We start from the raw sequence: 25,056 nt of genomic DNA, 5'->3' as shown, positions 1-25,056 counted from the left end.
GATTTGATGAGAAAAGTCAGCTTGGCGCTGGTGTTAATGTCCGGTCTGGTTTTACCGGCAACAGCCAGTGAACTGGAGATCGCACTGCAACTGCCAAAGATCAGCGAAGGGCAATACCATCGGCCTTATGTTGCGGTATGGGTTGAGGACAGTAGCGAGAAATCGGTACGTCTGATTGAGATCTGGCGGGAAAAACCGGATTGGATCAAGGATTTACGCCGTTTCTGGCGTAAAACTGGTCGCGCGGACCAGCCGCTGGTAGACGCCCGTACCGGCGCCACTAAAGGCCCGGGCCAATATCGGCTGCGTTGGGACGGCAAAGACGATCAGGGCGTTGCAGTACCAAACGGCGAATATCAGCTGGTGATTGAAGCGGCACGTGAACATGGTGGCCGTCAGCTGGTGAAGCAGAAATTTAATTGGGACGGCACTGCCGTTGCCGTCAGTGTCGCCGCCGGTAACGAGATCGGTCAGGTGCAGCTCAGCCGCAAAGCGCCTTGAGTCTACCGCTTTACAACAAAGGAAATTCACAATGAAAACAGTTCGTTTACTGACGTTGACTTCATTATTCGCTGCCTCGACAGCGCTGGCGCATACGATGAATGTGCTGCCAAGCCACTATGTCCAGTCAAAAACCGGTGGTTTTGTCACCGTCGATCTGTTTGCCAGCAATATGACGTTTCAGGCTGATAAAGGCGTTGGCGTAGAAGGCTTTAAAGTGGTGTTACCGGATGGCTCCATCGCGAAACCAACGGCGGCCGTGCAAGGCAAACGCAAGTCGATTGCCGATGTTGAACTGGCAGTTGCCGGCACCTACCGACTGGAAATGGGCGGTCAGCCGCGTTATTTCACCAGTTACAAAGTGGGTGGTGAGCAGAAACGTCTGATGGGTGACAAGCAAAAAGCAGCGAAAGAGCTGCCAAAAGATGCGACTGACGTGGTGACTACCCAAGGCCGCAATCGCGCCTTGGCGTTTGTCACCGTCAACGCCCCAACCGACGCTGTACTGAAAACGACAGGCCAGGGCTTGGAATTCAGTTTTGACCGGCACCCGGCAGATATCGTCGCCGGTGAAGCGGTTACCGTGACTTTGACGCTCAATGGCAAACCGGTTGAAGGCATCAAAGCGGACCTGTCTTTTGATGGTGAGTTATACCGCAATGATCCGGCGCGCCAGCATCTGGTGACGGATAAAGCGGGCCAGTTCAGTTTCACCCCGGCCAATGCCGGTCGTTACCTGTTGGAAGCGTCTGCTGAAGCGCCGCTGAAATCGGACAAAGCGGATAAAATGCGGGAAGGGTTTACCCTGAGTTTTGAAGCGGCGTTACCGTAATAGCACTTTTAATTCCGGCATAAAAAAAGAGGAGCAGTGCTCCTCTTTTTAAGCAGCTGCCTGCCGACACAGGCTGCTGTTTTTACCGGTTAACCGACCAGGTCGATTTCCAGCTCGTCTTCATCGTCCAAATCCAACATCTGCCGTAAGCGTTTTTGCTCCATCAGATCATCGATCCGACGTCTGGCTTCAGTTTTATGTTTGTTTTTAGCGTCTTTGTTGCTGATCTTTGCCAGCTTGATGTCGGCGCCTGCATCGGCAGTGCCATAGTCCCCTGCAATCATTTCGGCCATATTTTGTGACTTCCCTGGGTTATTCTTTTTTCGAGCCGCCCTCGTTTTAGTCCTATTTCAGAGACTGCTAAAGAGATATATTTTTATCGTCATGACAAAAATATTAAATCGATGCGCTAAGTAGTTGCTCTTTATCGCAGTTCAGCCTGCGCTGGTCGGATCCACCGTCAGATCTGTCGGATCGTTCGCTGGAAATTTGCACAATGGCGGATCGCAGCAACGATCTTTTTATGCGATTCAGCGTATCATCAGAAAAAAAGGAGGGGTTATGCGTGCTTTCAAATTAGTGTCGTTGGTTTCGTTACTTGGCTTAGGTCTGGTCAGTGGTCAGGCGGCCGCGGCACAGTGCGGTGATGTGCTCAATCATTCGATGCAGCAATTACGCACGAAAGAAACCGTTGATTTATGTGAGTCCTATCAGGACAAAACGCTGTTGATCGTCAATACCGCCAGTAAATGTGGTTTTACGCCGCAATTCAAAGCGTTACAGGCTCTGTCTGAGAAATATGCCAGCAAAGGTCTGGTGGTTTTAGGCTTCCCGTCTGACGATTTTATGCAGGAACATAACGACGAAGCCAAGACTGCAGAAGTCTGTTACATCAACTATGGTGTGAAGTTCCCGATGTTCTCCACCAGCCCGGTGCGCGGTGATGATGCCAACCCGGTATTTAAAGCGCTGATCGCCAAATCCGGCGAAAAGCCAAGCTGGAATTTTAATAAATATCTGGTTAGTAAAGGCGAGACAACAGTTAAGCATTTTGGTAGCAAAGTGAGTCCGGATGATCCGGCCTTTATCGCTGAACTAGAAAAGATGCTGGCGCAGTAATATTGCCACTATCGATGATAACGCCCGCAACCATTGCGGGCTTTTTTATGCACAGGAAGTGCGGTTCATCGACAAGACAAGAGCAAGTTTCGGTTCAAGCGATGGGCTATTTCACTTCGACTTTGTTCAGGTCGCCCGATTGAAAACGCCAACGCTGCCAGGCCACCTGCAAGCGGTATTTCAGATTACGCAAAGCTGTGGTGTCGCCTTTGCGCGTGCCGCCGCTGATTTGGTTGATCACACTGTCGAATTTTGTTGATGGCCAGATGGTGTAGGGCAGCAGCGAAAACAACTGCAGATCAAGTTCGGCGCCGAACTGCAAGTCTAAATCGACCGGTCGAAAAAATTTGCTGCGTTGCAGCATCTTTCTGGCGCCACTTTGGCTGATGGCATAACCGGTTGCACAGTTCGGAACCCGTTTAAAATTCACCAGGTCAAAACCATCGCCAACTGCCTTGCGGGCAAAGGCCGGGGTGTCCCGATCGTCGGATAATTTGATGTGGTCCCAGCCATCGAGCTTGCTGATTTGCGTCAGTGCAGCGGGAAACCGCGCTTCGACATCAATGTCATCTTCCAGCACAATCGCGACCTCAATATTCTGATCAACCATCAACTGCCAGACTCCGCGATGCGACAGATAGCAGCCGATTTCACCCGGTGACAAAGAACGGCGGAAATACTGCAAATTCGCTGCTTTGTCATAGCAGGCATCTACTTCTGCAGTGCTCAGATCTTTGCCATAAACCCCACGAAAGCGCTGCGCAGTGATGCCAAGCGCCTGCAATTGCTGTTCTGCGTGCTGATAACGCTCAGGGGAGCTGTCGAGGTTGATGATAAAGACTGGGATCTGAGCGAAAGCGGATTGGGTCATGAATAGTCCTGCGACAAAAGGCAAAAGTGCTAGTGTAAGCAAATTAAACCACGCACTCCACGTAATTTACGTCCCGCTTATTTGGCGTGGCTTGAGTTCTGTAAAGCACTGCCTTAGTATTGAATTTAGTTATTAGTATAGAACTTAAAGAAATAAGGAGCGCCCATGAGCTGGGGAATGCCATTGTTGGCAGCTTTGCTGATCGGGCTGACGCTTGGGCTATTTGGCTCTGGTGGTTCTATTCTGACGGTACCTGTACTGATCTTTTTGCTGGATATGCCGGAGAAGCTGGCAATCAGCACCGCGCTTGGCATTGTTGCACTGATTAGTCTTGGCGCAGTGACCCCTTATTTGTGGCGCCGTCAGGTCGCAGGAAAACTGCTGGCGCAGCTTGCTGGTCCCGGCATTATGGGCGCTGCAGCCGGCGGTTATGCCAGTCAATGGCTGCCGGCATTGCTGCAGTTATTCGTGCTCGCAGCACTGATGCTCATTGCCAGCCTGAATATGTGGCGCAGTCAACCGCTGCAGGTGCGGTTGCAACAACAGTGGCAGGTGATGCTGACAGGGACTGCTTTGGGCCTGATCACAGGCCTGATTGGCGTTGGCGGCGGTTTTCTGCTGGTGCCCTTGTTGTTGGCGATCAGTGATCTGCCATCTCAGCGAGTGGTGGCAACCAGTCTGGCATTGGTATTTCTGCAAAGTTGCAGCGGTTTTATCAGTATGTGGTGGAGCCAACCGTTGCTAAGGCCGGATCTGTCACTGGTCGGCAGTTTTGGCCTGATTGGTGTGGTGGGCAGTCTGTTTGGCCTGCTGGCGCTGCAGTATTTACCGCAGCAGAAGTTCCGGCGGGGCTTCGCGTTGTTTTTGCCGGTGCTGGCCCTTGCCTTAGTGTTACAACATTGGCACTAAGCGCGAACCTAGCGCACAGACAACATTGTTTTTATCTATTATATTAGAATTAATTAATTTACTGGAGGTGTTTATGACAGTCGAAAGAGCGTTATTAGTGTTTGCCGGAAGTATGGTGTTGTTGTCTGTGTTACTGACCTATTTTGTTCACCCGAACTTTGTCTGGCTGACCGTTTTTGTTGGTGCCAACATGGTTCAGAGCGCTTTTACCGGTTTTTGTCCGGCGGTGATGGTGATGAAGAAATTAGGCATGCAAACAGAAGCACAACAAGCCTGCTCAGTGCGGTGAGTATCAGCGTGCGCTGGACCCGCGTGCTGACAGGCTTTGTCTGAACCGGCTTGTTGGGAAAAGACAATCAGGTCCGGCTGAAGCCCGGATCTGGTTGTGTGGCCTGGCTGGTTGCTGCTTCACGCGCCAGTACATCACAACGTTCGTTTTCAGGATGGCCGGCATGACCTTTGACCCAATGCCAGCGGATCTCGTGCGGTTGACAAGCAGCGTCCAGCCGTTGCCATAGATCTTTGTTTTTCACCGGATCTTTGGCGGCCGTACGCCAGTTATTGCGCTTCCAGTTCACCAACCATTGCGTGATGCCCTGGCGCACATATTGGCTGTCGGTTGAGATATCAATTGAGCAAGGGCGTTTCAGGCTTTCCAGCGCTGCGATCGCAGCCATCAGTTCCATCCGGTTATTGGTGGTCTCAATAAAACCGCCGGATAACTCTTTGAGATGCTGCTGGTATTTCATCACCACACCATATCCACCAGGGCCCGGATTGCCGAGGCAGGAGCCATCGGTGTAGATTTCAACAGTTTTATGCATCAAGGCTTCCCAGCTTCAAAAACGGCGTATACTCTAGCGCAAAAAGCGCTGAAAAACGATTCTTCATGGCAAAACGTCAGATCATCCTCGATACCGAAACCACAGGTATCAATCCGCAGGAAGGACACCGCATCATTGAGATCGGTTGTGTTGAGATGTTCAACCGTCGCCTGACTGGGAATAACTTCCATGTGTATTTGAACCCGGACCGGTTTATTGAGCAGGAAGCGATTAATATCCACGGCATCACCAACGAATTTGTCGCAGACAAACAGCGGTTTCGTGACATTGCCCAGCAGTTTTTTGAGTATGTGCAGGGTGCTGAACTGGTGATCCATAATGCCGCGTTTGACGTCGGCTTTATCAACCACGAATTTAAATTGCTGGCCGCGCCGCTGCCTCCCATCGATACCGTCTGTGGCATTCTCGATACGCTGAAACTGGCGCGGGATTTACACCCGGGCCAGAAAAACAACCTCGATGCCTTATGCCGGCGTTACGACATTATCAACAGCCACCGGACTTTTCACGGCGCTTTGCTTGATGCCGAGATCCTGGCCGATGTTTATCTGGCGATGACCGGTGGTCAGGTCAGCCTGAATTTGGCCAATAACAGTGGCAATGAACAAAACAATCAGCAGCAGGTTGGACTGGTGCGGCGGGGCGCGCTGAAAGTGGTCAGCGCATCAGGCGACGAACTGGCTGCGCATGAAAAACGGCTGGATTTAGTGCAGAAAAAAGGTGGGTCTTGCCTGTGGCGCAGTTAAAGTGGCTTTCTTCGTTGTTGCTCGGTGCTGTCTTATTGGCGCCACAAACCCTGGCGCAAACCAGCAAAACTGAGGCAGCAACTACCCCTGCTGCCGCAGCACCGGCAGAGAAGCAGGTCATTACCGAGCTAAAAGATATCGCCGGCACCAACAGTATCCCGTTGCTCGGTAACCGTTTTCGTATTGATTTCGCGGTCGATGAAGTGACGCTGGTGTTTTTCCGCAAAAAAGGCGCGCCTTCCGTAGTGTTGGTGCGGCCGGATGGCAGCAAGGTCTATGCGCGTACTGCCAAAGATAATGGCATGCAGTGGTTTGATGACAAGACTTATGACCTGGTCAAAATGACCAAGCCGACGCCGGGCCCCTGGCAGGCCATTGGCGAGATCCTGCCGGAAAGCCGCATTATGGTGCTGACGGATATTGGTCTGGATGTGGATACACTGCCAACAGACCTGATGGTTGGCGAAATCTTTAAAGTCACTGCAAGACTTAGCAACGGCGGCAAGCCAGTGAACGTTAAAGATTTCCGCGATATTCTGCAGTTGGATGTCTTATTGTTCAGTACACAAAAACCGGGTTATGACAATTCCAATGCCACAGTACTGAATTTCACTTCTTTTGCCGATGACGGCAAAAATTATGACGAACGACCCCGCGACGCTATTTTTACCGGCGAATTTAACCTGAAAGTTCCGGCCGGAGAATGGCTGCCGAAGTATCTGGTAAAAACGCCGCTGTATACCCGGGAGCTGATGCAGGACCCGGTGCTGGTGATCCGCACGCCAATTAAAACGGAAGCAGTCGAGAGCCTGTCGCCGGATGAACCACATCAGGTGACCTATCAGGTTACTGAAGGTCCGATCAATGCAGATTCATTAATAGTGCAGGGCCGGCTGCGTTATCCAAATGGCGAAGTGCAGAGTTTTTCGCTAGGAGAGCAATCAGGGGATAAACGGACGTTACGAGTGGCCAATGCCGGCGTCGGTACCTATCGCGTCGAGCAAATGCTGTTTGGCAAAACCAAAGCCGGACGCGAATTTGTCATAAGTATTCCGGAATACACCTTTGCGGCGGTTGGGCCCAAGATCGCGGTACCGGAAGTCCCCGTGGCTGAAGCGGCAACGCCGGCAGATGCTGCTGCGCCGAATCCAACCGGGACAAGCGTTGTCGCAGCAGAAACGGAAACACCGGCAGAACCGCCGGCCGAGTTTCCGCTTGGCCTGGTGATTGGCGTGAATTTGTTGATCCTGATTGGTGGTGGCGGCGCAATTTTGCTGACGATGAACGCCAATGCGCAAAGAACCGTCAGTATGCTGTTGGCTAAAATGAATCCGGCGGCGTTGCTGAAGCGGAAAAAAGCCGATGCCGGCGATACGACACTGGCGAGTATGGAACACAGTTCCGTGGCAGATAGTCCAGCAGCGGTGAAAAAATCACCGAAAAACAAAGCCTCTGATGATATTTTGGACCTTTCGTTACCGGATGATTAAGCTTTAGCCAGATCCGGCAAAAAAGAAGTTGACGGGTCTGGGGCAGAACCGTATTATTCCCGCCGCAACGCAGCATCCCCAACTGATATGCTGTAATGCAAGGCTTGGAGCGGTAGTTCAGTCGGTTAGAATACCGGCCTGTCACGCCGGGGGTCGCGGGTTCGAGTCCCGTCCGCTCCGCCACTTTTCGATGCTTCTTCGGAGCGGTAGTTCAGTCGGTTAGAATACCGGCCTGTCACGCCGGGGGTCGCGGGTTCGAGTCCCGTCCGCTCCGCCACTTGCATCGAAAGCTTCTCTGTACGGAGCGGTAGTTCAGTCGGTTAGAATACCGGCCTGTCACGCCGGGGGTCGCGGGTTCGAGTCCCGTCCGCTCCGCCAATACAGAAGCAATTAGTCCTGAGCAGTAGCTCACTCCAGCGCGGAGCGGTAGTTCAGTCGGTTAGAATACCGGCCTGTCACGCCGGGGGTCGCGGGTTCGAGTCCCGTCCGCTCCGCCACTTTACTGAGCTGAACATCAGTAAAACAATAGCCAGCCAAGTGCTGGTTTTTTTGTGCCTGCGATTCTGTCTGATCTATTGAAACCCCCGCAACGCGAAGCCGCGGAGGTTTTGTCACTTGTTTTCCGATCACAACGCCTGATGTGGGCCAAACACTTCATAGTGGATACTGGTTGCGGCGACGCCCAGTTGTAACAATTGTGTTTTGACAGACTGCATAAATCCGGCAGGACCACACAGATAAAACTGACCCTGTTGGCGCGGCAGCTGGTCCCGGCGCGCGATAAGATCCATCAATCCTGCCGTGACCTGACCCGTTTGCAAATCGGCCACAGTGGCCTGCTGATACCAATAATGCTGCTGCAGATTGTCTTGCTGCTGGGCAAGGCTATGCAGCCGGCTGACGAACGAGTGCTGAGCGCGATTTTCACAGGCGTGTAAAAACCAGACTGGCGTGTTTTGACCAGCCGCCACCAGCGTTTCCAGCATTGCCAACATCGGTGTCAGGCCGACACCGGCGGAGATCAGCACTGTAGGCGCAGGCTCTGGCTGCAGATAAAAATCGCCGGCTGGCGGCAATAATTCCAACACGTCACCGACCTGAACCTCGTCATGCAGATAATTCGACACCAGACCGGGTTGCGGTAACGTTTCGCGTTTGACGCTGATGCGGTAGGTCCGGCCGTTGGCTTGATCGGACAGTGAATACTGGCGGATCTCGATATTTGCCGCCATTGCCGGTTTCACTTTGACGCCGAGATACTGGCCAGGCAGGTAATCCAGCACCTGTTGTCCGTCCACAGGTGCGAATACCAAGCTGCATACCAGCTCAGACTCCATGGTTTTACTGATAACTTTAAAAGGTCTTGGGCCATACCAGCCTCCGGTTGCGCTGCGTTTTTCCATGTAAAGTTGCTGTTCGCGGCCACTCAGAATGCGGGCCAGCACGGCATAAGCTGCGGTCCAGGCCTCAACGACTTCGGCGGTGAATGCATCAGGCGCCAGTTCTGTGAGCGTGGCGATCAGGTGATGACCAACAATGTCGTAGTGTTCCGGCTGAATAAACAGGCTGGTATGTTTATTGGCTACCCGTTCCACGACCTCGCGTAGCGTCGCCAGATCATCGATATGTCGGGCATATGATGCCACTGCACTGAACAGCGCAAACTGCTGGCGGCCACTGCGTTGGTTACTCTTGTTAAAGATGTCCAGCAGCTGGGGCTGGGCATTGAACATGCGATTGTAGAAATATTCAGTCACGGCGACGCCGGCACTTTCCAATAATGGCACTGTGCCTTTGACCAGACGGATCTGTACTGCAGTTAACATAAAAACCTCTAGGGGTTGGAGATAATCAGCCCGGCCGGCCATCCAGCCGGGCTGTGGTCAGGATGGGCCAATAGACCCAGGTGAAAATAGTGAACGCGCATAACCACAGGCCGGCACTGCTGTACCAGCTCAGGTGCGGTTGGCTGAATAAACCCGCTGCGGCGCGCAATACGCCACTGAGCGTGATCAGAGCAAAAGCCAGCGCCAGCAGGCGGCTGACTTGCAACGGGCGGCCGGTATGGCCAAGCGCGACCCGCGCCATCATCGCCAGCATCATGCCGGCCATCGCCGAGATGCTGACGAGATGCAAAGCGTCTTTAAACAGGGCGGGCCGGGGCAGCGCTGGCGGTGCAGACAATAAAGCGAATGCCATCAGCGCCAGGCCAAAAGCCAACGCCAGATAAGCAAGATGCAAAGACCACAAAAGCGGCTGCGCCAGCAGCTTCGGCGTGAACCAATAACCCAGTCGTAGCAGATGAAGTAGCGCGCACAACAGCATCAGCCAGCCCGGATTCAGCAAAGACCACCAGATACTGCTGATAAACCCAAGTGTGCCAGCAACTGCGCTGACGAATACCAGCAAGTCGAGCCGCGGCGTCTGACACTGCGCGGTGTTGGTCGCTCTCGCGGTAAAAAACGGGATCACCCGACCACCTAGTACACCCATCAGCAGACCAAACAGCAGGATCATGCTGTGTCCCAGATGTAGCGCCAACAGGTAATGGCCATCTGTACTTTGTTGTAAAAACAATAAGTTGAGCAGCGCCATGCCAGCCAGCACCAGCAAAAACTGATAATTGCGCCGGCTACGGGCCTGCCAGAGCTGGCGGCTGAGTGCGCCAATACCTAGCAGCCACCAGCTGCCTTGCACCAGCGCGAGCAGTAGCAGACTCTGTCCGGTGGTGGCAAGGGGATCAGTGAAGGCCAGTAACCGAGCGAGCAGCCACAGCAGACTCCAGCCAAATAACCAGCGGCTATTCAGTGCAGGAATTTGCGTCCAGTTTTGTGCCGCAGTTAACAAAAAGCCGACGGCAACAAACGCGGCGAAGCCAAATAGCATTTCATGTACATGCCACAAAGGACCGCTTAAGCCGGCGGCGCCTTGAATCACGCCAGTTAGCTGTGCCAGCCACAGACTGATGGCGACTATTGCCCAGCAGCCGGCCAATAAAAAGGCGGGCCGAAAGGGCATGGCCAATAGCGGGAGGGATGAGGTCGCTGGCTGCAGGTTGTCAGGGCGCATCATCTCAGCACACTTCCCGTGCCAAGCCATATAAGGCGATACAACGGCAGACGTAGCAGATCTTAATCAGGGTGGCACTGACGATCAGCAGCACATGACTAACGACAACTTGCGGTAGTGAAAAAAACTGCTCAAACGGATAACAAATCAGCACCGTTGCGATAAACAGACAGACTGACAACAATAAGCCCCAATTGGCAGCGCGCAATAACGACAGGTAGACTGGCTGATGGGATAAGCTTGATTCCAGTAACATAAACACCTCAGAACTGATTGATTCTGCCTGAGCTATTACAGTTAATGTGCCAACTATTATAATTTAAACAAATCATATACTTAATTGATTTTTGTGCTTGAATGATGTCGTTTTGACACGATAAGAAAGTTGTCTAAATGACATGGTTGTGTCAATTTGTTTGGGGTCAATAAAGCAGAGCAGGCCGATGAACATCGACAATCATTTGTTATTAGAAGTGGCTTTAGATCTGGCCAACAGTATCAACACCGAAGATCGTTTTGACCGCCTGCTGAGCAGTATCCGCAAAGCGATCCGCTGTGATGCGGTGGCTTTGTTGCGTCTGCAACAGCAGGTGCTCATTCCGCTGGCGATCCAGGGGCTGGCTGCGGATACGCTGGGCCGACGCTTTTTACTCAGTGAACATCCACGACTGGCTGCGCTATGCCGGGCCGAAGGGGTGCATCGCTTTCCGGCAGATTGCCCGTTGCCCGACCCATATGATGGTTTATTGCTGGCGCATAGCGGCGAGTTGCCGGTGCATTCCTGCATGGGATTACCGCTTTACTCCGATGGACAACTGATGGGATTAGTCACCATCGACAGCATGCAGCCCGGTGCTTTTGATCACATCAGTGATCGCACACTGGCCCTGATCGCCGCATTATCGGCCGCGACGTTAAAAACAGCGTTAGAGCTGGCCAAACTGTCGTTGCATGCGCATCAGGCCAAGCAGCTGGTGGAAGAGCTGACGCAGGAAGCGCTGTTAAAAGATGGCGGCGAACTGATTGGTCAGAGTGTCGCGATGCAGGCGCTGCAGCATGACATCAACCTGGTTGCCAGCTCGGATTACACTGTGCTAATCCTGGGCGAAAGTGGCGTCGGTAAAGAACTGGTGGCGCGTACGGTGCACAAAAAGTCGGCCAGACATCGTGGGCCATTGGTTCATCTGAACTGCGCGGCCTTGCCGGAAACGCTGGCGGATGCCGAGTTATTTGGTCATGCCCGCGGTGCTTTCACCGGCGCGGAGCGCGAACGACCCGGCAAATTTTTACTGGCCGACGGCGGGACCATTTTCCTCGATGAGATCGGCGAATTGCCGCTGAGTATTCAGAGTAAGCTGCTGAGAGTGCTGCAAAGCGGCGAGATACAACCGGTCGGTAAAGATCAGGTGCAACAGGTCAATGTGCGGATCATTGCCGCCACCAACCGCGATCTGCAGCTCGAAGTGCAGCAGGGCCGCTTTCGCGCCGATTTGTATCACCGGCTGTCGGTCTATCCGCTGACGGTGCCACCGCTGCGTCAACGCCGGGAAGATATCCTGTTATTGGCCGGCTATTTTATCGAACAGACCCGGCGCAAACTGGGTGTACGTCAGCTGAAACTAAGCCCGGCCGCAGCGCAGGCACTGCAAGCTGCCGCCTGGCCCGGCAATGTCCGTGAACTGGAACATGTGGTAAGTCGTGCGGCATTAAAAGCATCAGGACGGGAAGGGCGTCATGGCATCCTAACAATGCAGGCTGAAGATCTGGCACTGACATCCGCTGCCGTTTTGACCACATCAGCGCCGGATGAAAGTGTCGCGGTGCAGGCGTTGACTGATTTAAAAACTGCGACTGCTGCATTCCAGCGCCAGTTGATCCTGCAGACGCTGGCGCAGACCCATTGCAACTGGGCGGAAGCGGCGCGCCGCCTACAACTGGACCGGGCCAACCTGCAGCGGCTGGCGAAACGGCTTGGGATCAGCACAGGGCGGATGATTCAGACTGAGCATGGTGGCGCGGCAGCAAGATAAATTCCTTGTCGGAAGTCAGTATATCCGCCGGAAAACTTTGCTATGTTTAGCAATAGGTTATATATCATTAGTTTTATCAGTTCAGTATCAGAATCGTAGCCGCGCGGAGGGCTCATGAGCAGTTTATTAACCAGTATCGATTCAAAGACCAATATGGTCGGAAAAAACCGGCTTGAGCTGTTGTTATTCCGGCTGAATTCCGCGCAGTTATTTGGCATTAACGTGTTCAAAGTACGGGAAGTTTTAACCTGTCCCGAGTTGTCGGCCCTGCCGGGAGCGCATTCGCATGTGCGCGGCATTGCGCACTTACGGGGTGAGCCAGTCACTGTGATTGACCTGAGTCAGGCAACCGGTGGTCAGCCCATCATGGATCTGTCGACCGCTTATATTCTGGTGACTGAGTACAACCGTAATACGCAGGGCTTTTTGGTGGCGGGTGTCGACCGGATTGTCAGCAGCAGCTGGGAGCAAATCCATCCGGCGCCACAAGGCGCGGGCAAAGCGCATTATGTAACGGCCGTGACTGAAGTCGACAAAAAGCTGGTGCAAATTCTGGATGTGGAAAAAGTCTTTAACGAGATTTCGCCGGCAGACGAGACGGTCAGCGAATCGGTCAAAGAGAAATCCAAAGATGTTGATTTTAAAAACCTGGTGGTGCTGGTGGCCGACGATTCGGCGGTGGCGCGTAATCAGGTGAAACGGGCCTTGTCATCCATCGGGGTTGAGATCCAGACCGTCAATGATGGCCGCTCGGCACTGAACTGGCTGAAAAATCTGGCCGATGAGATTGGCGGCGATATCTCGCACAAAATGCCGCTGTTGATCTCGGATATCGAGATGCCGGAAATGGACGGCTACACCCTGACTGCCGAAGTCAAAGCCGATGAGCGGCTGCGCAATATTCACATCGTACTGCACTCATCGTTAAGCGGTGTGTTTAATCAGGCGATGATTGAAAAAGTCGGTGCGGACCAGTTTATCGCCAAGTTCCACCCAGACGAGCTGGTGTCGGCGGTGCAGAAGTGGATGTCAGATCGGGCGCCACAGGCGTAGTAAATCAGTCCGCTTTGGAAAACAAAACAGCGCCCATCGGCGCTGTTTTGTTTTGCCGCAGATAGCGGATCAGACAAACAACGAGTCGCGTTGCACCTGTACCGGCAGACTGCCGTCGCTATAACGCCAGATGCCTTTACACATCACGGCGCGGACCGCCAAAGTTTCTTTATCCAGCAGCACTAAATCGGCGTCTTTGCCGGTGGCCAGCTGACCTTTTTGTGGCAATTTCAGCACCCGCGCCGGATTTGTGGTGGCGACGCTGAGCGCAACCGTTAAAGGCACACCAAGCCTGACCGCTGCCACTACTTCTTCCAGTAAACTGGCGATCCGACCGATGCCAAGGCCAATAAATTGTTGTTTATCGTCAAACAACGGCAACGATGCATTGGCATCTGACGAGAAGGTGATCCGGCTACAATCTAACCCCTGTTGCCAGGCCTGATGCAGTGCTTTGGCGCACTGCACTTCGCCGGCTGCCAGTTCCTGCGGTGTGGTACTGGTGGTGAAATCGATCCAGCCGCCGGCATTTAAAAAAGCAAAACCTTGTTCCACCAACTGCTGATTACGGTTCATATGCGTCGGATAAAACTGGGTCAGCGGAATATCGCTGCTGGCCGCGACATCCAGCAACAACGACACTCCTGCTGGCGCAGGTCCGACATGCACGCTGACGATGCCGGCTTTGCCGGACAACATACCGCCAACGCGGGCTTCGGCGGCCAGTTTTTTCAGCTCGTCTGGTGTTGGCTGCGAACTGCGGTGGTCGGCAATGGCTACTTCACCGACGCCGATAAACTTGTCAATCAGCAGCAAATCTTCGCTGATGGTCGGAAACAACGTACGCACCGGAATTTGATAAGACCCGGTGTGGCAATAACAGCTCAGGCCTTCTTCCGTCAGCGCATGGGCTTTGGCCAGCAGGTTAGTCAGTGTGCGGGTGATGCTGTCGGTGCCGAGCACACCGACCAGTGTCGTTACACCACTTTTGAACGCATCATCGGCAGTTAATTCCGGTGTGCGGGTGCGAAAGCCGCCTTCACCGCCACCGCCAATAATATGGGCCAGCGAATCGACCAAACCTGGCACCAGATAACAGCCGCTGGCGTCCAGCTGCTGTACTGCGCCGCCGTGAATATCAATAACGTTATCGATATTCGCAATACGCCCACCACTAACCAGCACTGCCGGCGTGCCTATGGCTTGTGGGCTAAAAACTTCTGCATGTTGGATCAGGGTGATCATAGGATCCCTCAGTTAAAAACCAATCCAGACGGCAATTGCCATGGCGCTCATACTCATCAGCGTCAGCAACAGCCACAACGACCACATGGCTTTGAGCCAGCGGCTGAATTCGACACCGGCAATCGCCAGCGTGCCCATCAGCGCAGGAGAGGTCGGATAAAACAAATGGGCCAGACCATCACCGAGCTGAAACGCCAGCACGGCGGTTTGACGCGATACGCCAACTAAATCCGATAACGGCGCCATCAGCGGCATCGTCAGCGCTGCCTGACCGGAGCCGGAGGTGACCAGAAAATTAAACGCACTCTGGAACACCAGCATACCTTGCGCCGCCACCATCGAACTGTGACCATCGATAGTGCTGGCAGCGTGTTGCAAAATGGTATTGATCACTGACGGCTTGGCCGGATCTGTGCCACCCAGCAGCAACAAAATCCCCTGGGCGATCCCGACAACCATGGCGGCCGGTAATAGCTGCGCCGCGCCAGTTTTAAAGGCGTCAACATAGTCGTTGGTGCGGCCATGCTGCGGCAAAAAAAGCCGGGCCAATAACGCTGACACACAGCCAATGACTAAAAACTGACTGGCGATCTCCCGCAGATAATAACCTTGCGTCACCACGCCCCAGACCAGCCAGACCATGCCAGCAGCAAAACACAGCACAATCAGCAGATGCGGCCAGGCAAACTGTTGCTCCAGCGCAAAAGGCTGGGTTTGTGTGTCGCCGTGCTGATGTTTACGCAGTCGCTCGGCCCGGGCCATCATCCACAGAATGTAAATCAGCGTGAACACCAGCCACAGGATCATGCGAAAACCAGCGCCCGACAACGGCGGTAAGCCGGCAATACTTTGCGCAATGGCGACTGAAAACGGGTTCATCCAGGATGTGGCAAAACCAACCTGAGTGGCGCCGTAGGTGAGCAGCACGCCGGTGATGGCGTCATAGCCAAGCAGTTTGACCAATGGCACCAGAAACACCGCAAAAGCCATCGCTTCTTCACCCATGCCAAACACCGCGCCGCCCAACGAGAAAAATAGTGCCATCACTGGCAATAACAGCCGGGCTTTGTGCTGCAGCCGGTTAATCAGCCATTTCAGCATTTCGTCAATGGCGCCGGTTCTGAGCACGATACCAAAACTACCACCGACCAGCAGGATAAAGACCACCACGCCAATCGCGGAGCCGGAGCGGCTGCCGGACGTCATGCCATCAAAAAAGGCGCTGAAAAAGCCGGTTTGCTCACCGGACGCAAACAGCGGCGCTAACGAGGCTTCACCAACGGCCTGATAACTGCCAGCCTGCAGCAAATGGCGGCCGGTTTCGGCGTCAAGCCTGGTTTCAAACTGACCGGGCGCGAGCAGGGCGGTCAGCAATAACGCCAGCAACAACACGCCACCGACAATAAGCAGCGTATCGGGCATCTGCCAGCCGCGGTTTGGGCTGACAGGTATTGATGAGGAGGAAGATGTTTGCATCTGGCTATCCTTTGGTTGCATTCAGCTGCAGACTAAGCGGCTGCGCCAGATAATGCCAGCGGCCGTCGTTGCGTTGACAGGCCATGGCCTGGCCGTCACTCCCCAGCTGCCAGCGCACGGACAGGCCCGGCAGCGCCAACGGCGCATAGGCGTCTGCATCAACCTGAGTCGCTGGCTGGCGGGATGGTGTGCCACAAGACAACTGACCCTGATATTGCACCTGCCTGCTTTGTTCCTTGCTGCCTTGTCCCGCGCTTTGCTCGGTTTTGCTGGCCGGTTCTTGCTGCCAGTGCAACTTATCTCCTGGTAACAAGCGGCTGACACGAAGGCCGGCTACGCTGGCGGCGCCTGAACTTAGGGTTAAATCGCCCTTGGCTGCGGTACGGTCAACGATCCAGACAGCGCCACTGCCATGAACTTCCAGCATGGCGTCCTGGCCATTGCCATCCCGATCCGGCGCGAAGCGGGCACGCAGCACTGTGGCTTCATCGACGCCAAAACCTGCCGGCGCTTTGGCATCCTGCACCAGACGTAATAAGCGTCCTTCGCGGTTGCGTTCGCGAAAATGCGTGTCGGCGATGCCGAGACTAAACAGCTGCAGGCCGCCTTGTGGCCGGTAGGTCAGTTGTTCGTCGGCCAGCACTTGGCCGCAGCTTTGGCTCAGCCGGCACAACGGCGCGTCGATATCATGCGCCAGCGCACCATGCTGCAGGGCATGCGCACTACGACCGCCACTTATCATTGCAATGTCCCCGAGCGGTCGGCCGGATTGCACTGCATTACCGGCGCTGGAACCGCCGAGCGGCACGGCGGCAAAACGCACCCGCTGCAGTAACCGCTCGACCAGTGGCAACCAACGACCGTCCGGGCCGGTCAGGGCGCGTAAGGTCAGCGACTGATCGCCGCCATTGATAAACACCACATCGGCTTGCTCTACCAAATCGGCCATCGCTTTCGGATCGCGGCACAATTGCTGTTGTTGAACCGCCAGTTCCGGATAACGCTCGGCACGGCGCAGCTGGCCCGAATGCTTGAACCGACCCGCTTCAATCGCGCTGCAATCCCAGGGTTGTGCTTGCTGACTGAGCGCCGGTTCCAGCGGCAACCAGTCGACGTCAGCACCTGCGGCCTGAAATAGTTGCTGATAATAATCGACCCATTCATAGGGGTTGTAGGAAGACGCGGTGATCAGTAGTAAGCGCGGTTTTTGCGTCACCGGTGTTTGTGGCTGACGCAGCTGACGGCGTTCACGCGCCGAGGCGACAAACCTTTGGAATAAGTCCTGCGTGACGGCATAAGTGCCTGGCCAATAGACCGCCATCCGGGCGGTGCTGCCGTCCGGGCGCTGTGGCCTGATCTCACAGCTATCTTCAATGGCGCTTTGCTCGTCGCCATTGAGCTTCAGTTGATCTGCGAGTTGCTCCAACTCAGCAGCGCTTTGGATTTGGTCCCGCTTGGCGCCAAGTGCCTGCAACACTTGGAGACGTCGTGCCTGTGGAGCCGCATCAACCGGCCAGTGCGGCAGTTTTTGCAGCAGCTGCAGGCTTTTATTGTCGCAGCGAAATGTTTTGCTGGTTTGCGCCTGTTGCCGGGCAAAAAACTGCTGCGCGGCAGCCAGCTGTGACGCCTCACAGTATTCCGGTTCGACGCTGGAGCAAATCCGCTCGCCACCGCCAAACAACCATAATTCTTTGCCGGGCAAAGCTTGCGGCCCAGCGACAGCCGGTACTGCAACTGCCTGTGTTGCTGCGAATAGCAAAAGTGACAGCGCCGGCAACGCAACAGCGTGCCGCTTCAAAGGAACTAACATGAAAACTCCGGAAAAAAGACCAGCCGCCGCGAAGGCAACAAAATGCGGCGGCTGGTGCTTGTTAAAACGAATAACGGGCGGTCAGACGCACTGATCTGGGCGTCTGGTAGTTCAGGTCATGCAGGAAGTTCGGGTTACGGCCCGTATCTTCGAGTGACACATCGCCTTGTTCGTCATACTCGGTGACTTGTTGACTGTTCAGCAGGTTATACACCTGCATTTGCAAACGCAGCCCAGGTACTTTGACCGGCTGATAGGTCAGACCTGCATCCAGGCTGTAGGTCCATGGCGTGCGGCCATATTGACCACGCTGCGTCAGGGTTTGCTCACCGGCTTCATTGCGGCAATAGAGGGTCGAAGCGGCATACCGTTCAAATACTTCATATTCCGGGTCGTCGACATCAAAGGCCGGATAACCGAAACAGCTGACTGGGCGGCCCGATTGCACTGCCAGATTCGCGGAGACTTCCAGCTCATCGGTCAGCTCATAGCCACCAAACACCTTAAAGCTGTGACGGCGGTCATTCGACAGATAGCCATCGGTGCCATCAACAAACATTTTGTGGTCGAAGTCATTGGTCAGGCCCGGTGATTCTGCTTCAAGGAAGCTGTTGACCAGCCCTTCGGCATTGCCTTTGCTGTAGGCGAGGGTGTAGCTACCCTGCAAATACCAGCCATCACTGCGGCCGCGTTCAAAGAAGAATTCCAGTGCTTTGTAGGTGCGTTTGTATTCTTCCAGCTGCAGATAGTCGTTCGAAACTGTGACACGTTTCAGTTCGCCGTCGCCGGCAACGTCCATATCCATCTCCAGGTCGCGGCCCGGGTTGACGATGATACAACTGGCGAGGCTGTCCGGATCAAAATCGCTGTAGCCTTGGTCGTCGGCGAAATCGATAAAGGCCTGCCGGCCGCAATAATCGTCGACGCCGTTTTTCACTTCACGGGCGATGGCTTTCACGCCGCCGGTCCAGCCGTCAAATAACTCGCGCTGGTATCCGACGATCAGTTCGTCCTGCAGCATCGGTTCTAAGTCCGCAGAAGCAACAGTCGCCGGTGCTGGCGCTGTGTTGCGGCCGCTGGTCAGCGTATCGCCGAGCTTCTGACCAAGCTGGCGTGGCGCTTTCGTCACCGGATCGACGGTGCCGTCATACAGGTAATATTCAGTGGTGACATATTGCCAGTTCGACGCACGCACGTTGGTATTGGCAGCGATCGGGATAAAATAGCGACCGGCGTTGGCGAAGACTTTGGCGCTGCTGTCTGAGTTGACATCCCAGGCAAAGCCTAAACGTGGTGCCAGCATATCTTTGGCATCAACAAAAGACACACCGTCGCTATTGAGGTTATCAAAGGATTCATTGCGCAGGCCGGCGTACAGCATCAGGTCGTCGGTGACATGAAAACTGTCCTCGAGGTAAATCGCATCGTTTTTCACTTCGTAGCTACCGGCCGGTGAACTGCGCGTGCGTTTGCGGACCACATGTGCATTTGGCGCGACGTTGACGCCATTCCAGCGGTCGGCAAATGGCAGCGGGGTGTAGCGACGGTAGAACACGCCACCGGAGTATTCGGCGCCGGCACGGTCTGAGGTGAAAGTCTCACTGTCATAACCAAAACGGATGGTGTGGGCGTCTAACGTCCACTCGCCGTCGATGCGCAGTGCTTTACGCTCATCGGTATTGGGGCCAAAGTTCAGCGTCCGCACGTTGATTTCGTTCCAGCAGCCGACGTCGGTAATGTCATCGGTGTCTTGATCGTAGACGTCGACCAGCGGACATTCATTGCCTGGCAGCGGGTCTGGGGTGACATAAGCGGCGTCGGTTTTCAGATAACCGTACATCACGCCTAAGTTAAAATTGTCGGTCAGCTGACCGGTGTATTTACCGATGACAATATTGCCGCCATCACGTTCTTCATATTCGGTGCGCAGATTGCCGTGTTGGCCGGTGTAATATTCGTCTTCGTTATTACGATAGGTGGTGTAACTGGTTTTATTCACATTGCGGATGCCGGTCAGCTCGAAAATATGGCTGTCGGTGATATACCAGTCCAGTTTCAGTAAACCATTCGGGCTGGTGTTTTCAGTCGCGGTGCTGTTGTCTGATGAGAAGTAGTCAGCGCTTTGTTTTTTGCCTTCGACCAGGCCGTAGATAAACAACTTATCCTGGATCAGCGCGCCGCCGCCCCCGACGCTATACACCAACTTATCTTCTTCGTCATCTGAGCGGTACGCCGAATAGTAGCTATTTTCGCCTGGCGCAATGCCCGGCACTTTGCTAACTACATTTTTGCCATGACCGGCGAGGCTGGCCGGATCCCAGACCACAGAGCTGGTGAATTCCCAGTCGTTACTGCCGCGTTTGGTGACAATGTTAATGACGCCGCCTAAAGCGCGGCCATATTCAGCGCCGTAACCACCGGTTTTAACCTGCTGCTCGCCGATGGCATCAAACGGCACTTTGCCGTAAGACAAAAAGGTACGCGCATTGGTGACGTCAAAGCCATTGATGTAGTAACCGTTTTCTGCCACAGAAGCGCCGCCGAACGAGGCGAGATTACCAAAGCCGCTGTCGCCACGCACAGTGCCTGGTGCCAGCAAAGCCACATCAGAAATATCACGGCCAACAGGCAGCATTTCCAGTTGCTCGGCACTGAACACTGTGCTGGATTCGACCGATGAAGTGTCAATCGGATTGATGGCGCGGCCTTGTACTGCAATGCGTTCAATATCGCCGTCGGCGAAACTGACCGGTGTACCGGTGCCCAGCGACACTGTCACTTCGCGCGCGATACCGGCGTTTTCAACTTTGTAGCGACCGCCCGGTAACTGGCTGAACTGGAAACGACCGTTTTGGTCGACCTGGATCTGACGTTTCAGGCCGGTATCCAGATTATGCACTGTGACAGTGCTGCCTTTGGCTGCCTGACCAAAAATTGAGCCGACGGACAAGTCCGCCTGGGCGGCAGGGGCCAGAGCCAGTGCGACCAGCGAGGCCAGCGCAGTTTTTTTGAGAATGTTCAAAGGATTGCGTTGCATAGGTTCTCCAGTGTTGTGCCTGTCTGTGCTTGCCTGATATTTATTGATGTGACCACCCGGACGGCGCAAAACGTCTGGTGCGGGGCAAACCAACCCTGATATTAGTGGTCAATATCGGGATCAGAAATATCCCCTTAGGGATAGAGGGCAGGACTGAGTCAGCCGGTAACAGAGCTTTCCTATTGCTTAAGGAATAGACAGTCGCTGCAACGCTGAGGTCACAGCGCAGCGATTGGATGGCTGGGCTCTTGTGCCTGCTGATAACTGTGCAGCGGATCTTCCGGTAAGCCGGGGCGGGCAAATGGAATGCAGTTGATAAATAACGAGAATAATTCAGCTTGGGAGCCAATCTCCAACTTGCGGTAAATGTTCTTGCGGTGGATTTTGACCGTGCCGTCTGAGGTTTGCAGTTTCTCTGCGGTCAGTGCCGAGGAATAACCGCGCAGCAGATACCAGAGCACATCGCGCTCGCGCGGGGTTAACAACGAGCTGGCAAAATTACTCAGCGTCGCTTCAACCTGCAGATGGGTTTGGTCTGCACTATTGGCCATTGGCAGCGGTGTTGCCAGCTGATGATGCCGCAGCAGCGCCGCGTCGATGATCGGCATCACCATGTTCAGCGCCTGCACATCGGCACGGCTGAAGGTATTACTGTTGATATTGCGCTGCATAAAAAAATTCAGCGCGGTGTTGTCGTCAATCCGCCATAACACATCAATCGAATCGGCCACGCCAATTTTGCTATAAAACGCCGTGTAATAACTGCTTTGATAAAAATCATCCGGCGCCACGTCGGCCAGCCAATAGGTGCCGCTTTGGCAGCCTTTTAAAAACAGCTGATATTGTGGGTCGAGCGCATAAGGCCCGGTGGAATAAATGTCGGCATGCAGGCTGCGGTCAAACGGATGGAAACGATGGAGCAGGCTCAATGGTTTTTGCTGGCGGTAAAACACCAATAAACCGCTGGAATCAACCGGACAGACCGCTTCGAGCACATCCAATATCGCCGCAAAAAAGCTCGGTTTGCCCAATTGCTGCCACAGCGCCACCTGCGCATCGAGCATCCGTTGATCCCAGATCAGCGCCAATGAACCCCGATGATAAACTTCCGATTTCCCGCGCACCGTGCCTCCGTGTCGACTGCTGTGAATTAGCCGCTGCTGAAGCATTACCTTAACGTTTTTTTCGCGCTGTGCCTATAAGCCAAAAGGCGGGTTTGAGATGAGCATTTTGATTTTATCGCTGGACAACAACTCAGGTTGATGAGCTGAAATTCGGTCGGCACTAAATAGATACAGCGGCTTGCGCCGCTGTATCTGGTTCTGGATCTTCGGGTTCTATCGAAGACCAGGATGCGCCGGTCAGATCACTGACAAGACAAACTGGCTTTGCCGGCCATACCCGGTACCAAGCGAATATCGGATAGCTGGACTTTGTTAGCGGCTTTACTGCTGAGCACAAAACTTTGCTGCACTTTGCCAAAGTCCGTGCCCTTAAAGCAGGCGAGGTCGATACTTAGCGTCTGCCAACCGGTTTTGCCTTTCAGTAGTGGTGTCAGATCCACAGTGCCGCCACATTGCTCACCACAGCCAAGGCCCAGGCTCAGCGCCTGCACGGCCTGCAGTGGATTGATTTGCAATTCAAGCACGGCATTGCTCTCACGATAGCCACGTAAATCCCGTGGGAAGTTACTGGCAAGGGCCAGCGCATTTTGAGCTTTGCCGCCAAAGCTGATTTCACGGCCATCTTCCTGCACGCGCCGGTCGATGGATTTGTAGCTCAGATCGCCGAGCGTCTGCACATTGGCGGTGACCGGAGCCATTTGGCTGCCGCTGCTGAGCCAGAATTGCCACGGTGCCTTCGCTGCCCGTTCAAACAATGGCAATGGATCTTGCGCGCCATTGCCGCCGGCGGCTTGTTCTGACAGTGGTTTGCTCAGCGGTCCGGCGTCTTTGCTGGCGTAGCTTAAGCCAAAACCATAAGGCAATAAAGGCGTTTGGCCATCACCGCTGTTGACTTTGAATTGGGTCGGATGTTGCGGCCAGCTAAAGCTGAGCTTACCCTGGAAGTCATATTGCACTTTGCCCGCGGCGGTTTTCAGTAACACGTCGGCGATGCCGGCGCCTTCACTGCCCGGCAACCAGGCGGCGACAAAAGCGTCGGATTGGTTCAGCTCTGGATTGACCCACAGCGGCCGGCCGCTCAGGAACACACTGACGACTGGGATGCCTTGTTGTTTCAGCGACTTCAATAACGCCAGCGCTATTTTGTTGCCACGCTGGAACTCAAAATTGTCGATATCGCCGTTGCCTTCGGCATAAGGCTCCTCACCGAATACCACCACGGCAACATCGGGTTTTTGCTGGAAGCTGCCGTCTTTTGACAGCATCACCTGACCACCGGCGGCTTTCACCTGGCTGGCAAAACCCTGATAAATCGAGCTGCCGCCCGGGAAATCGGCATTGACGTTACCGGTGCCTTGCCAGCTGATCGACCAGCCACCGCTTTGCAAGCCGATGTCATCTGCCGCTGGGCCGGTCAGTAGGATCTTCGCTTTCGGTGATAATGGCAGTAGTGACTGATTATTTTTCAGCAATACCAACGATTTACGCACCGCATCGCGCGCAACAGCTCGGTGCGCTGCAGCACCAATTAATTCAGTTTTACCAGATAAGGCACGTTTGGCCGGGCCCGGCCGGTCAAACAAACCGGCGCGTAGTTTGACGCGCAGGATACGCCGTACCGCATCGTCAATCCGGCTTTGCGCAATCTCACCACTTTTCACCTGCGCCAGCAGATTGTAATACAGCGGTTTCCATGCGCTGGTCGGCACCATGTAAATATCGAGACCGGCATTGGCGGCCTGAGCACAGTTCTCATTGGTGCAACCCGGAATTTGTCCATGGCCATTCCAGTCGCCGACCACCAGGCCGTCAAAACCAAACCGTTCTTTGAGGACTTGGGTTAATAAATAAGGGCTGCCGTGGTTTTTCTCACCATGCCAGCTGTTAAAAGATGCCATCACGGTTTGCGCACCGGCCTGCAGACCACCGACATAACCCTGGGCATGGATATCGATTAACTGTTGTTCGCTGGCGATGTTGTCGCCCTGATCGACGCCGCCTTCAGTGCCACCGTCACCGAGGAAGTGTTTGACGGTACTGATCACATGATGGTCGGTCATAAAATCGCGGCCGGGTTCACCCTGTAAGCCTCGCACTATGGCGGCAGCATAATCGCGCACCAGCGCCGGGTCTTCGGCATAGCCTTCATAAGTACGGCCCCAGCGGTCGTCTTGCGGCACTGCGACTGTCGGCGCGAAGATCCAGTCAATGCCGGTGGCCCGGACTTCCACCGCCGTGGCGCGGGCGATTTGCTCAATCAGTTTGGGCTCACGTGCGGCACCGAGACCAATATTGTGCGGGAAAATGGTGGCGCCGATCACGTTGTTATGGCCGTGGACCGCGTCTGTGCCCCACATAGTTGGAATAGTACTGCCGTCCTGACTGGCGTCGACCGAGGCCTGATACATTGCATCCGCCAGTTTGATCCAATCGGCTGGTGTGGCGTGTTTGTTATTGGCCGGGAACGAGCCACCGCCATTGAGGTAAGAACCAAAGCCATATTTGCGCATGTCTTCAACGGTGATATCGCGGATCTCCGGCTGGATCATCTGGGCGATTTTTTGCTCGAGCGTCATGCCAGCGAGAATTTTTTCCAGCCGTTGTTCCAGCTTTTTGTCCACAGGCACGGCAGAAGTCAACGCAGGCCAACGCTGAATATCCCGATCTTTAGCGACTGTACTGTCCGCATTTGCTACGGCAGTGGCACTGCCTGTGGTTAAGGCCAGAGTCACAGCCAGCGCTACAGGAGCAATCCGGCGACGCGAGGGCAGTGAAGTGAATTGGAACAGAGCTGGCAACATAAAAATCCCCGTGCAAAAGTTGGCCCTGAGGCAAGCTGCTGCGGGCAGCGCTGCTGAATAGACCAGTCAATGAATAAATGGAAGCGCTTACAGATATA

General features: G+C 54.4%; 21 protein-coding genes and 4 tRNA genes. 13 read left to right on the top strand and 12 right to left on the bottom strand.

What is annotated here, in order from left to right:
• The first annotated feature begins 6 nt into the window (after positions 1–6).
• The gene (locus ACQ66Q_RS08730) at positions 7–501 is read left to right on the top strand and encodes a DUF2271 domain-containing protein (protein ID WP_430456433.1); all 495 of its coding nucleotides are present in this window, start codon (positions 7–9) and stop codon (positions 499–501) included.
• Positions 502–532: 31 nt separating this feature from the next.
• Positions 533–1,333 (top strand): DUF4198 domain-containing protein, encoded by an 801-nt coding sequence (locus ACQ66Q_RS08725; protein ID WP_430456432.1) that lies wholly within the window; start codon positions 533–535, stop codon positions 1,331–1,333.
• An 89-nt stretch (positions 1,334–1,422) separates the two neighbouring features.
• On the opposite strand, the gene ACQ66Q_RS08720 is transcribed toward ACQ66Q_RS08725, so the two are convergent.
• Positions 1,423–1,626, bottom strand: coding sequence for a PA3496 family putative envelope integrity protein (locus ACQ66Q_RS08720; RefSeq protein WP_208932464.1), 204 nt, complete (start codon positions 1,624–1,626; stop codon positions 1,423–1,425).
• A 268-nt stretch (positions 1,627–1,894) separates the two neighbouring features.
• On the opposite strand from ACQ66Q_RS08720, the gene ACQ66Q_RS08715 reads away from it, so the two are divergent.
• Positions 1,895–2,452: a glutathione peroxidase gene (locus ACQ66Q_RS08715; protein WP_430456431.1), complete on the top strand. Its 558-nt coding sequence runs from the start codon at positions 1,895–1,897 to the stop codon at positions 2,450–2,452.
• 106 nt (positions 2,453–2,558) lie between these two features.
• Here the strand turns inward: ACQ66Q_RS08715 and ACQ66Q_RS08710 are convergent, their stop codons facing one another.
• Positions 2,559–3,323 (bottom strand): glycosyltransferase family 25 protein, encoded by a 765-nt coding sequence (locus ACQ66Q_RS08710; RefSeq protein WP_430456430.1) that lies wholly within the window; start codon positions 3,321–3,323, stop codon positions 2,559–2,561.
• 165 nt (positions 3,324–3,488) lie between these two features.
• Between ACQ66Q_RS08710 and ACQ66Q_RS08705 the strand changes: the two genes are divergently transcribed.
• Both ACQ66Q_RS08705 and ACQ66Q_RS08700 read left to right on the top strand, forming a co-directional pair.
• Positions 3,489–4,232, top strand: a complete 744-nt coding sequence (locus tag ACQ66Q_RS08705) for a sulfite exporter TauE/SafE family protein (RefSeq protein WP_430456429.1) — start codon at positions 3,489–3,491, stop codon at positions 4,230–4,232.
• Between the two features lie 73 nt (positions 4,233–4,305).
• Positions 4,306–4,521 carry a YgaP family membrane protein gene (locus ACQ66Q_RS08700; RefSeq protein ID WP_430456428.1) on the top strand — a complete coding sequence of 72 codons (216 nt, stop codon included), beginning with the start codon at positions 4,306–4,308 and terminating at the stop codon, positions 4,519–4,521.
• A gap of 67 nt (positions 4,522–4,588) precedes the next feature.
• Here the strand turns inward: ACQ66Q_RS08700 and rnhA are convergent, their stop codons facing one another.
• Entirely contained in the window at positions 4,589–5,056 is a 468-nt protein-coding gene (gene rnhA, locus ACQ66Q_RS08695; protein ID WP_430456427.1) for a ribonuclease HI, read from the bottom strand.
• A gap of 65 nt (positions 5,057–5,121) precedes the next feature.
• Between rnhA and dnaQ the strand changes: the two genes are divergently transcribed.
• The 6 genes from dnaQ to ACQ66Q_RS08665 all read left to right on the top strand — a co-directional run bounded on the left by dnaQ (position 5,122) and on the right by ACQ66Q_RS08665 (position 7,810).
• On the top strand, positions 5,122–5,823 hold the full coding sequence (gene dnaQ / locus ACQ66Q_RS08690) for a DNA polymerase III subunit epsilon (RefSeq protein WP_430456426.1): 702 nt from the start codon (positions 5,122–5,124) through the stop codon (positions 5,821–5,823).
• The gene (locus ACQ66Q_RS08685; RefSeq protein WP_430456425.1) at positions 5,811–7,313 is read left to right on the top strand and encodes a TIGR03503 family protein; all 1,503 of its coding nucleotides are present in this window, start codon (positions 5,811–5,813) and stop codon (positions 7,311–7,313) included. Before dnaQ ends, ACQ66Q_RS08685 begins: the two co-directional genes overlap by 13 nt.
• Before the next feature lie 106 nt (positions 7,314–7,419).
• Positions 7,420–7,496, top strand: a tRNA-Asp gene (locus ACQ66Q_RS08680).
• Between the two features lie 17 nt (positions 7,497–7,513).
• Positions 7,514–7,590 (top strand) — tRNA-Asp (locus tag ACQ66Q_RS08675).
• Positions 7,591–7,614: 24 nt separating this feature from the next.
• Positions 7,615–7,691: transfer RNA gene (locus tag ACQ66Q_RS08670), tRNA-Asp, on the top strand.
• Between the two features lie 42 nt (positions 7,692–7,733).
• Positions 7,734–7,810 (top strand) — tRNA-Asp (locus tag ACQ66Q_RS08665).
• Between the two features lie 129 nt (positions 7,811–7,939).
• Here the strand turns inward: ACQ66Q_RS08665 and hmpA are convergent.
• The 3 genes from hmpA to ACQ66Q_RS08650 are packed head-to-tail and all read right to left on the bottom strand — an operon-like array spanning position 7,940 to position 10,638.
• Positions 7,940–9,139 (bottom strand): NO-inducible flavohemoprotein, encoded by a 1,200-nt coding sequence (gene hmpA / locus ACQ66Q_RS08660; RefSeq protein ID WP_430456424.1) that lies wholly within the window; start codon positions 9,137–9,139, stop codon positions 7,940–7,942.
• A gap of 25 nt (positions 9,140–9,164) precedes the next feature.
• Entirely contained in the window at positions 9,165–10,331 is a 1,167-nt protein-coding gene (locus tag ACQ66Q_RS08655) for an NnrS family protein (RefSeq protein ID WP_430456423.1), read from the bottom strand.
• Between the two features lie 55 nt (positions 10,332–10,386).
• Positions 10,387–10,638: a hypothetical protein gene (locus tag ACQ66Q_RS08650; protein ID WP_430456422.1), complete on the bottom strand. Its 252-nt coding sequence runs from the start codon at positions 10,636–10,638 to the stop codon at positions 10,387–10,389.
• Positions 10,639–10,825: 187 nt separating this feature from the next.
• Here ACQ66Q_RS08650 and norR point away from each other — a divergent pair, with 187 nt between their 5' ends.
• Both norR and ACQ66Q_RS08640 read left to right on the top strand, forming a co-directional pair.
• Complete coding sequence (norR, locus tag ACQ66Q_RS08645) at positions 10,826–12,412, top strand: nitric oxide reductase transcriptional regulator NorR (protein ID WP_430456421.1); 1,587 nt, start codon at positions 10,826–10,828, stop codon at positions 12,410–12,412.
• A 114-nt stretch (positions 12,413–12,526) separates the two neighbouring features.
• Positions 12,527–13,465 (top strand): chemotaxis protein CheV, encoded by a 939-nt coding sequence (locus ACQ66Q_RS08640; RefSeq protein WP_430456420.1) that lies wholly within the window; start codon positions 12,527–12,529, stop codon positions 13,463–13,465.
• 69 nt (positions 13,466–13,534) lie between these two features.
• Here ACQ66Q_RS08640 and iadA read toward each other — a convergent pair whose 3' ends face one another.
• The 6 genes from iadA to ACQ66Q_RS08610 form a co-directional block, all read right to left on the bottom strand.
• A complete protein-coding gene (iadA, locus tag ACQ66Q_RS08635; RefSeq protein ID WP_430456419.1) occupies positions 13,535–14,710 on the bottom strand; it encodes a beta-aspartyl-peptidase in 1,176 nt (391 codons plus the stop codon).
• A gap of 12 nt (positions 14,711–14,722) precedes the next feature.
• Positions 14,723–16,186: a putative basic amino acid antiporter YfcC gene (yfcC, locus tag ACQ66Q_RS08630; protein ID WP_430456418.1), complete on the bottom strand. Its 1,464-nt coding sequence runs from the start codon at positions 16,184–16,186 to the stop codon at positions 14,723–14,725.
• A 4-nt stretch (positions 16,187–16,190) separates the two neighbouring features.
• Positions 16,191–17,996 carry a cyanophycinase gene (locus ACQ66Q_RS08625; protein WP_430456417.1) on the bottom strand — a complete coding sequence of 602 codons (1,806 nt, stop codon included), beginning with the start codon at positions 17,994–17,996 and terminating at the stop codon, positions 16,191–16,193.
• Between the two features lie 61 nt (positions 17,997–18,057).
• Positions 18,058–21,033: a TonB-dependent receptor gene (locus ACQ66Q_RS08620; protein WP_430456416.1), complete on the bottom strand. Its 2,976-nt coding sequence runs from the start codon at positions 21,031–21,033 to the stop codon at positions 18,058–18,060.
• 218 nt (positions 21,034–21,251) lie between these two features.
• Positions 21,252–22,157 carry a response regulator transcription factor gene (locus ACQ66Q_RS08615; RefSeq protein WP_430456415.1) on the bottom strand — a complete coding sequence of 302 codons (906 nt, stop codon included), beginning with the start codon at positions 22,155–22,157 and terminating at the stop codon, positions 21,252–21,254.
• Positions 22,158–22,399: 242 nt separating this feature from the next.
• Positions 22,400–24,958, bottom strand: coding sequence for a glycoside hydrolase family 3 protein (locus ACQ66Q_RS08610; protein WP_430456414.1), 2,559 nt, complete (start codon positions 24,956–24,958; stop codon positions 22,400–22,402).
• Positions 24,959–25,056: the final 98 nt, after the last annotated feature.

The organism is Rheinheimera sp. (genome assembly GCF_965283995.1).
Taxonomy (GTDB): Bacteria; Pseudomonadota; Gammaproteobacteria; order Enterobacterales; family Alteromonadaceae; genus Pararheinheimera.
This window is presented reverse-complemented; position numbering and strand designations above follow the sequence as displayed.

Excerpts from the sequence above, each read along its gene's own strand:
- ACQ66Q_RS08730 (WP_430456433.1), top strand. The coding sequence starts at position 7 with ATGAGAAAAGTCAGCTTGGCGCTGGTGTTAATGTCCGGTCTGGTTTTA.
- ACQ66Q_RS08725 (WP_430456432.1), top strand. The coding sequence starts at position 533 with ATGAAAACAGTTCGTTTACTGACGTTGACTTCATTATTCGCTGCCTCG.
- ACQ66Q_RS08720 (WP_208932464.1), bottom strand. The coding sequence starts at position 1,626 with ATGGCCGAAATGATTGCAGGGGACTATGGCACTGCCGATGCAGGCGCC.
- ACQ66Q_RS08715 (WP_430456431.1), top strand. The coding sequence starts at position 1,895 with ATGCGTGCTTTCAAATTAGTGTCGTTGGTTTCGTTACTTGGCTTAGGT.
- ACQ66Q_RS08710 (WP_430456430.1), bottom strand. The coding sequence starts at position 3,323 with ATGACCCAATCCGCTTTCGCTCAGATCCCAGTCTTTATCATCAACCTC.
- ACQ66Q_RS08705 (WP_430456429.1), top strand. The coding sequence starts at position 3,489 with ATGAGCTGGGGAATGCCATTGTTGGCAGCTTTGCTGATCGGGCTGACG.
- ACQ66Q_RS08700 (WP_430456428.1), top strand. The coding sequence starts at position 4,306 with ATGACAGTCGAAAGAGCGTTATTAGTGTTTGCCGGAAGTATGGTGTTG.
- rnhA (WP_430456427.1), bottom strand. The coding sequence starts at position 5,056 with ATGCATAAAACTGTTGAAATCTACACCGATGGCTCCTGCCTCGGCAAT.
- dnaQ (WP_430456426.1), top strand. The coding sequence starts at position 5,122 with ATGGCAAAACGTCAGATCATCCTCGATACCGAAACCACAGGTATCAAT.
- hmpA (WP_430456424.1), bottom strand. The coding sequence starts at position 9,139 with ATGTTAACTGCAGTACAGATCCGTCTGGTCAAAGGCACAGTGCCATTA.
- ACQ66Q_RS08655 (WP_430456423.1), bottom strand. The coding sequence starts at position 10,331 with ATGCCCTTTCGGCCCGCCTTTTTATTGGCCGGCTGCTGGGCAATAGTC.
- ACQ66Q_RS08650 (WP_430456422.1), bottom strand. The coding sequence starts at position 10,638 with ATGTTACTGGAATCAAGCTTATCCCATCAGCCAGTCTACCTGTCGTTA.
- norR (WP_430456421.1), top strand. The coding sequence starts at position 10,826 with ATGAACATCGACAATCATTTGTTATTAGAAGTGGCTTTAGATCTGGCC.
- ACQ66Q_RS08640 (WP_430456420.1), top strand. The coding sequence starts at position 12,527 with ATGAGCAGTTTATTAACCAGTATCGATTCAAAGACCAATATGGTCGGA.
- iadA (WP_430456419.1), bottom strand. The coding sequence starts at position 14,710 with ATGATCACCCTGATCCAACATGCAGAAGTTTTTAGCCCACAAGCCATA.
- yfcC (WP_430456418.1), bottom strand. The coding sequence starts at position 16,186 with ATGCAAACATCTTCCTCCTCATCAATACCTGTCAGCCCAAACCGCGGC.
- ACQ66Q_RS08625 (WP_430456417.1), bottom strand. The coding sequence starts at position 17,996 with ATGTTAGTTCCTTTGAAGCGGCACGCTGTTGCGTTGCCGGCGCTGTCA.
- ACQ66Q_RS08620 (WP_430456416.1), bottom strand. The coding sequence starts at position 21,033 with ATGCAACGCAATCCTTTGAACATTCTCAAAAAAACTGCGCTGGCCTCG.
- ACQ66Q_RS08610 (WP_430456414.1), bottom strand. The coding sequence starts at position 24,958 with ATGTTGCCAGCTCTGTTCCAATTCACTTCACTGCCCTCGCGTCGCCGG.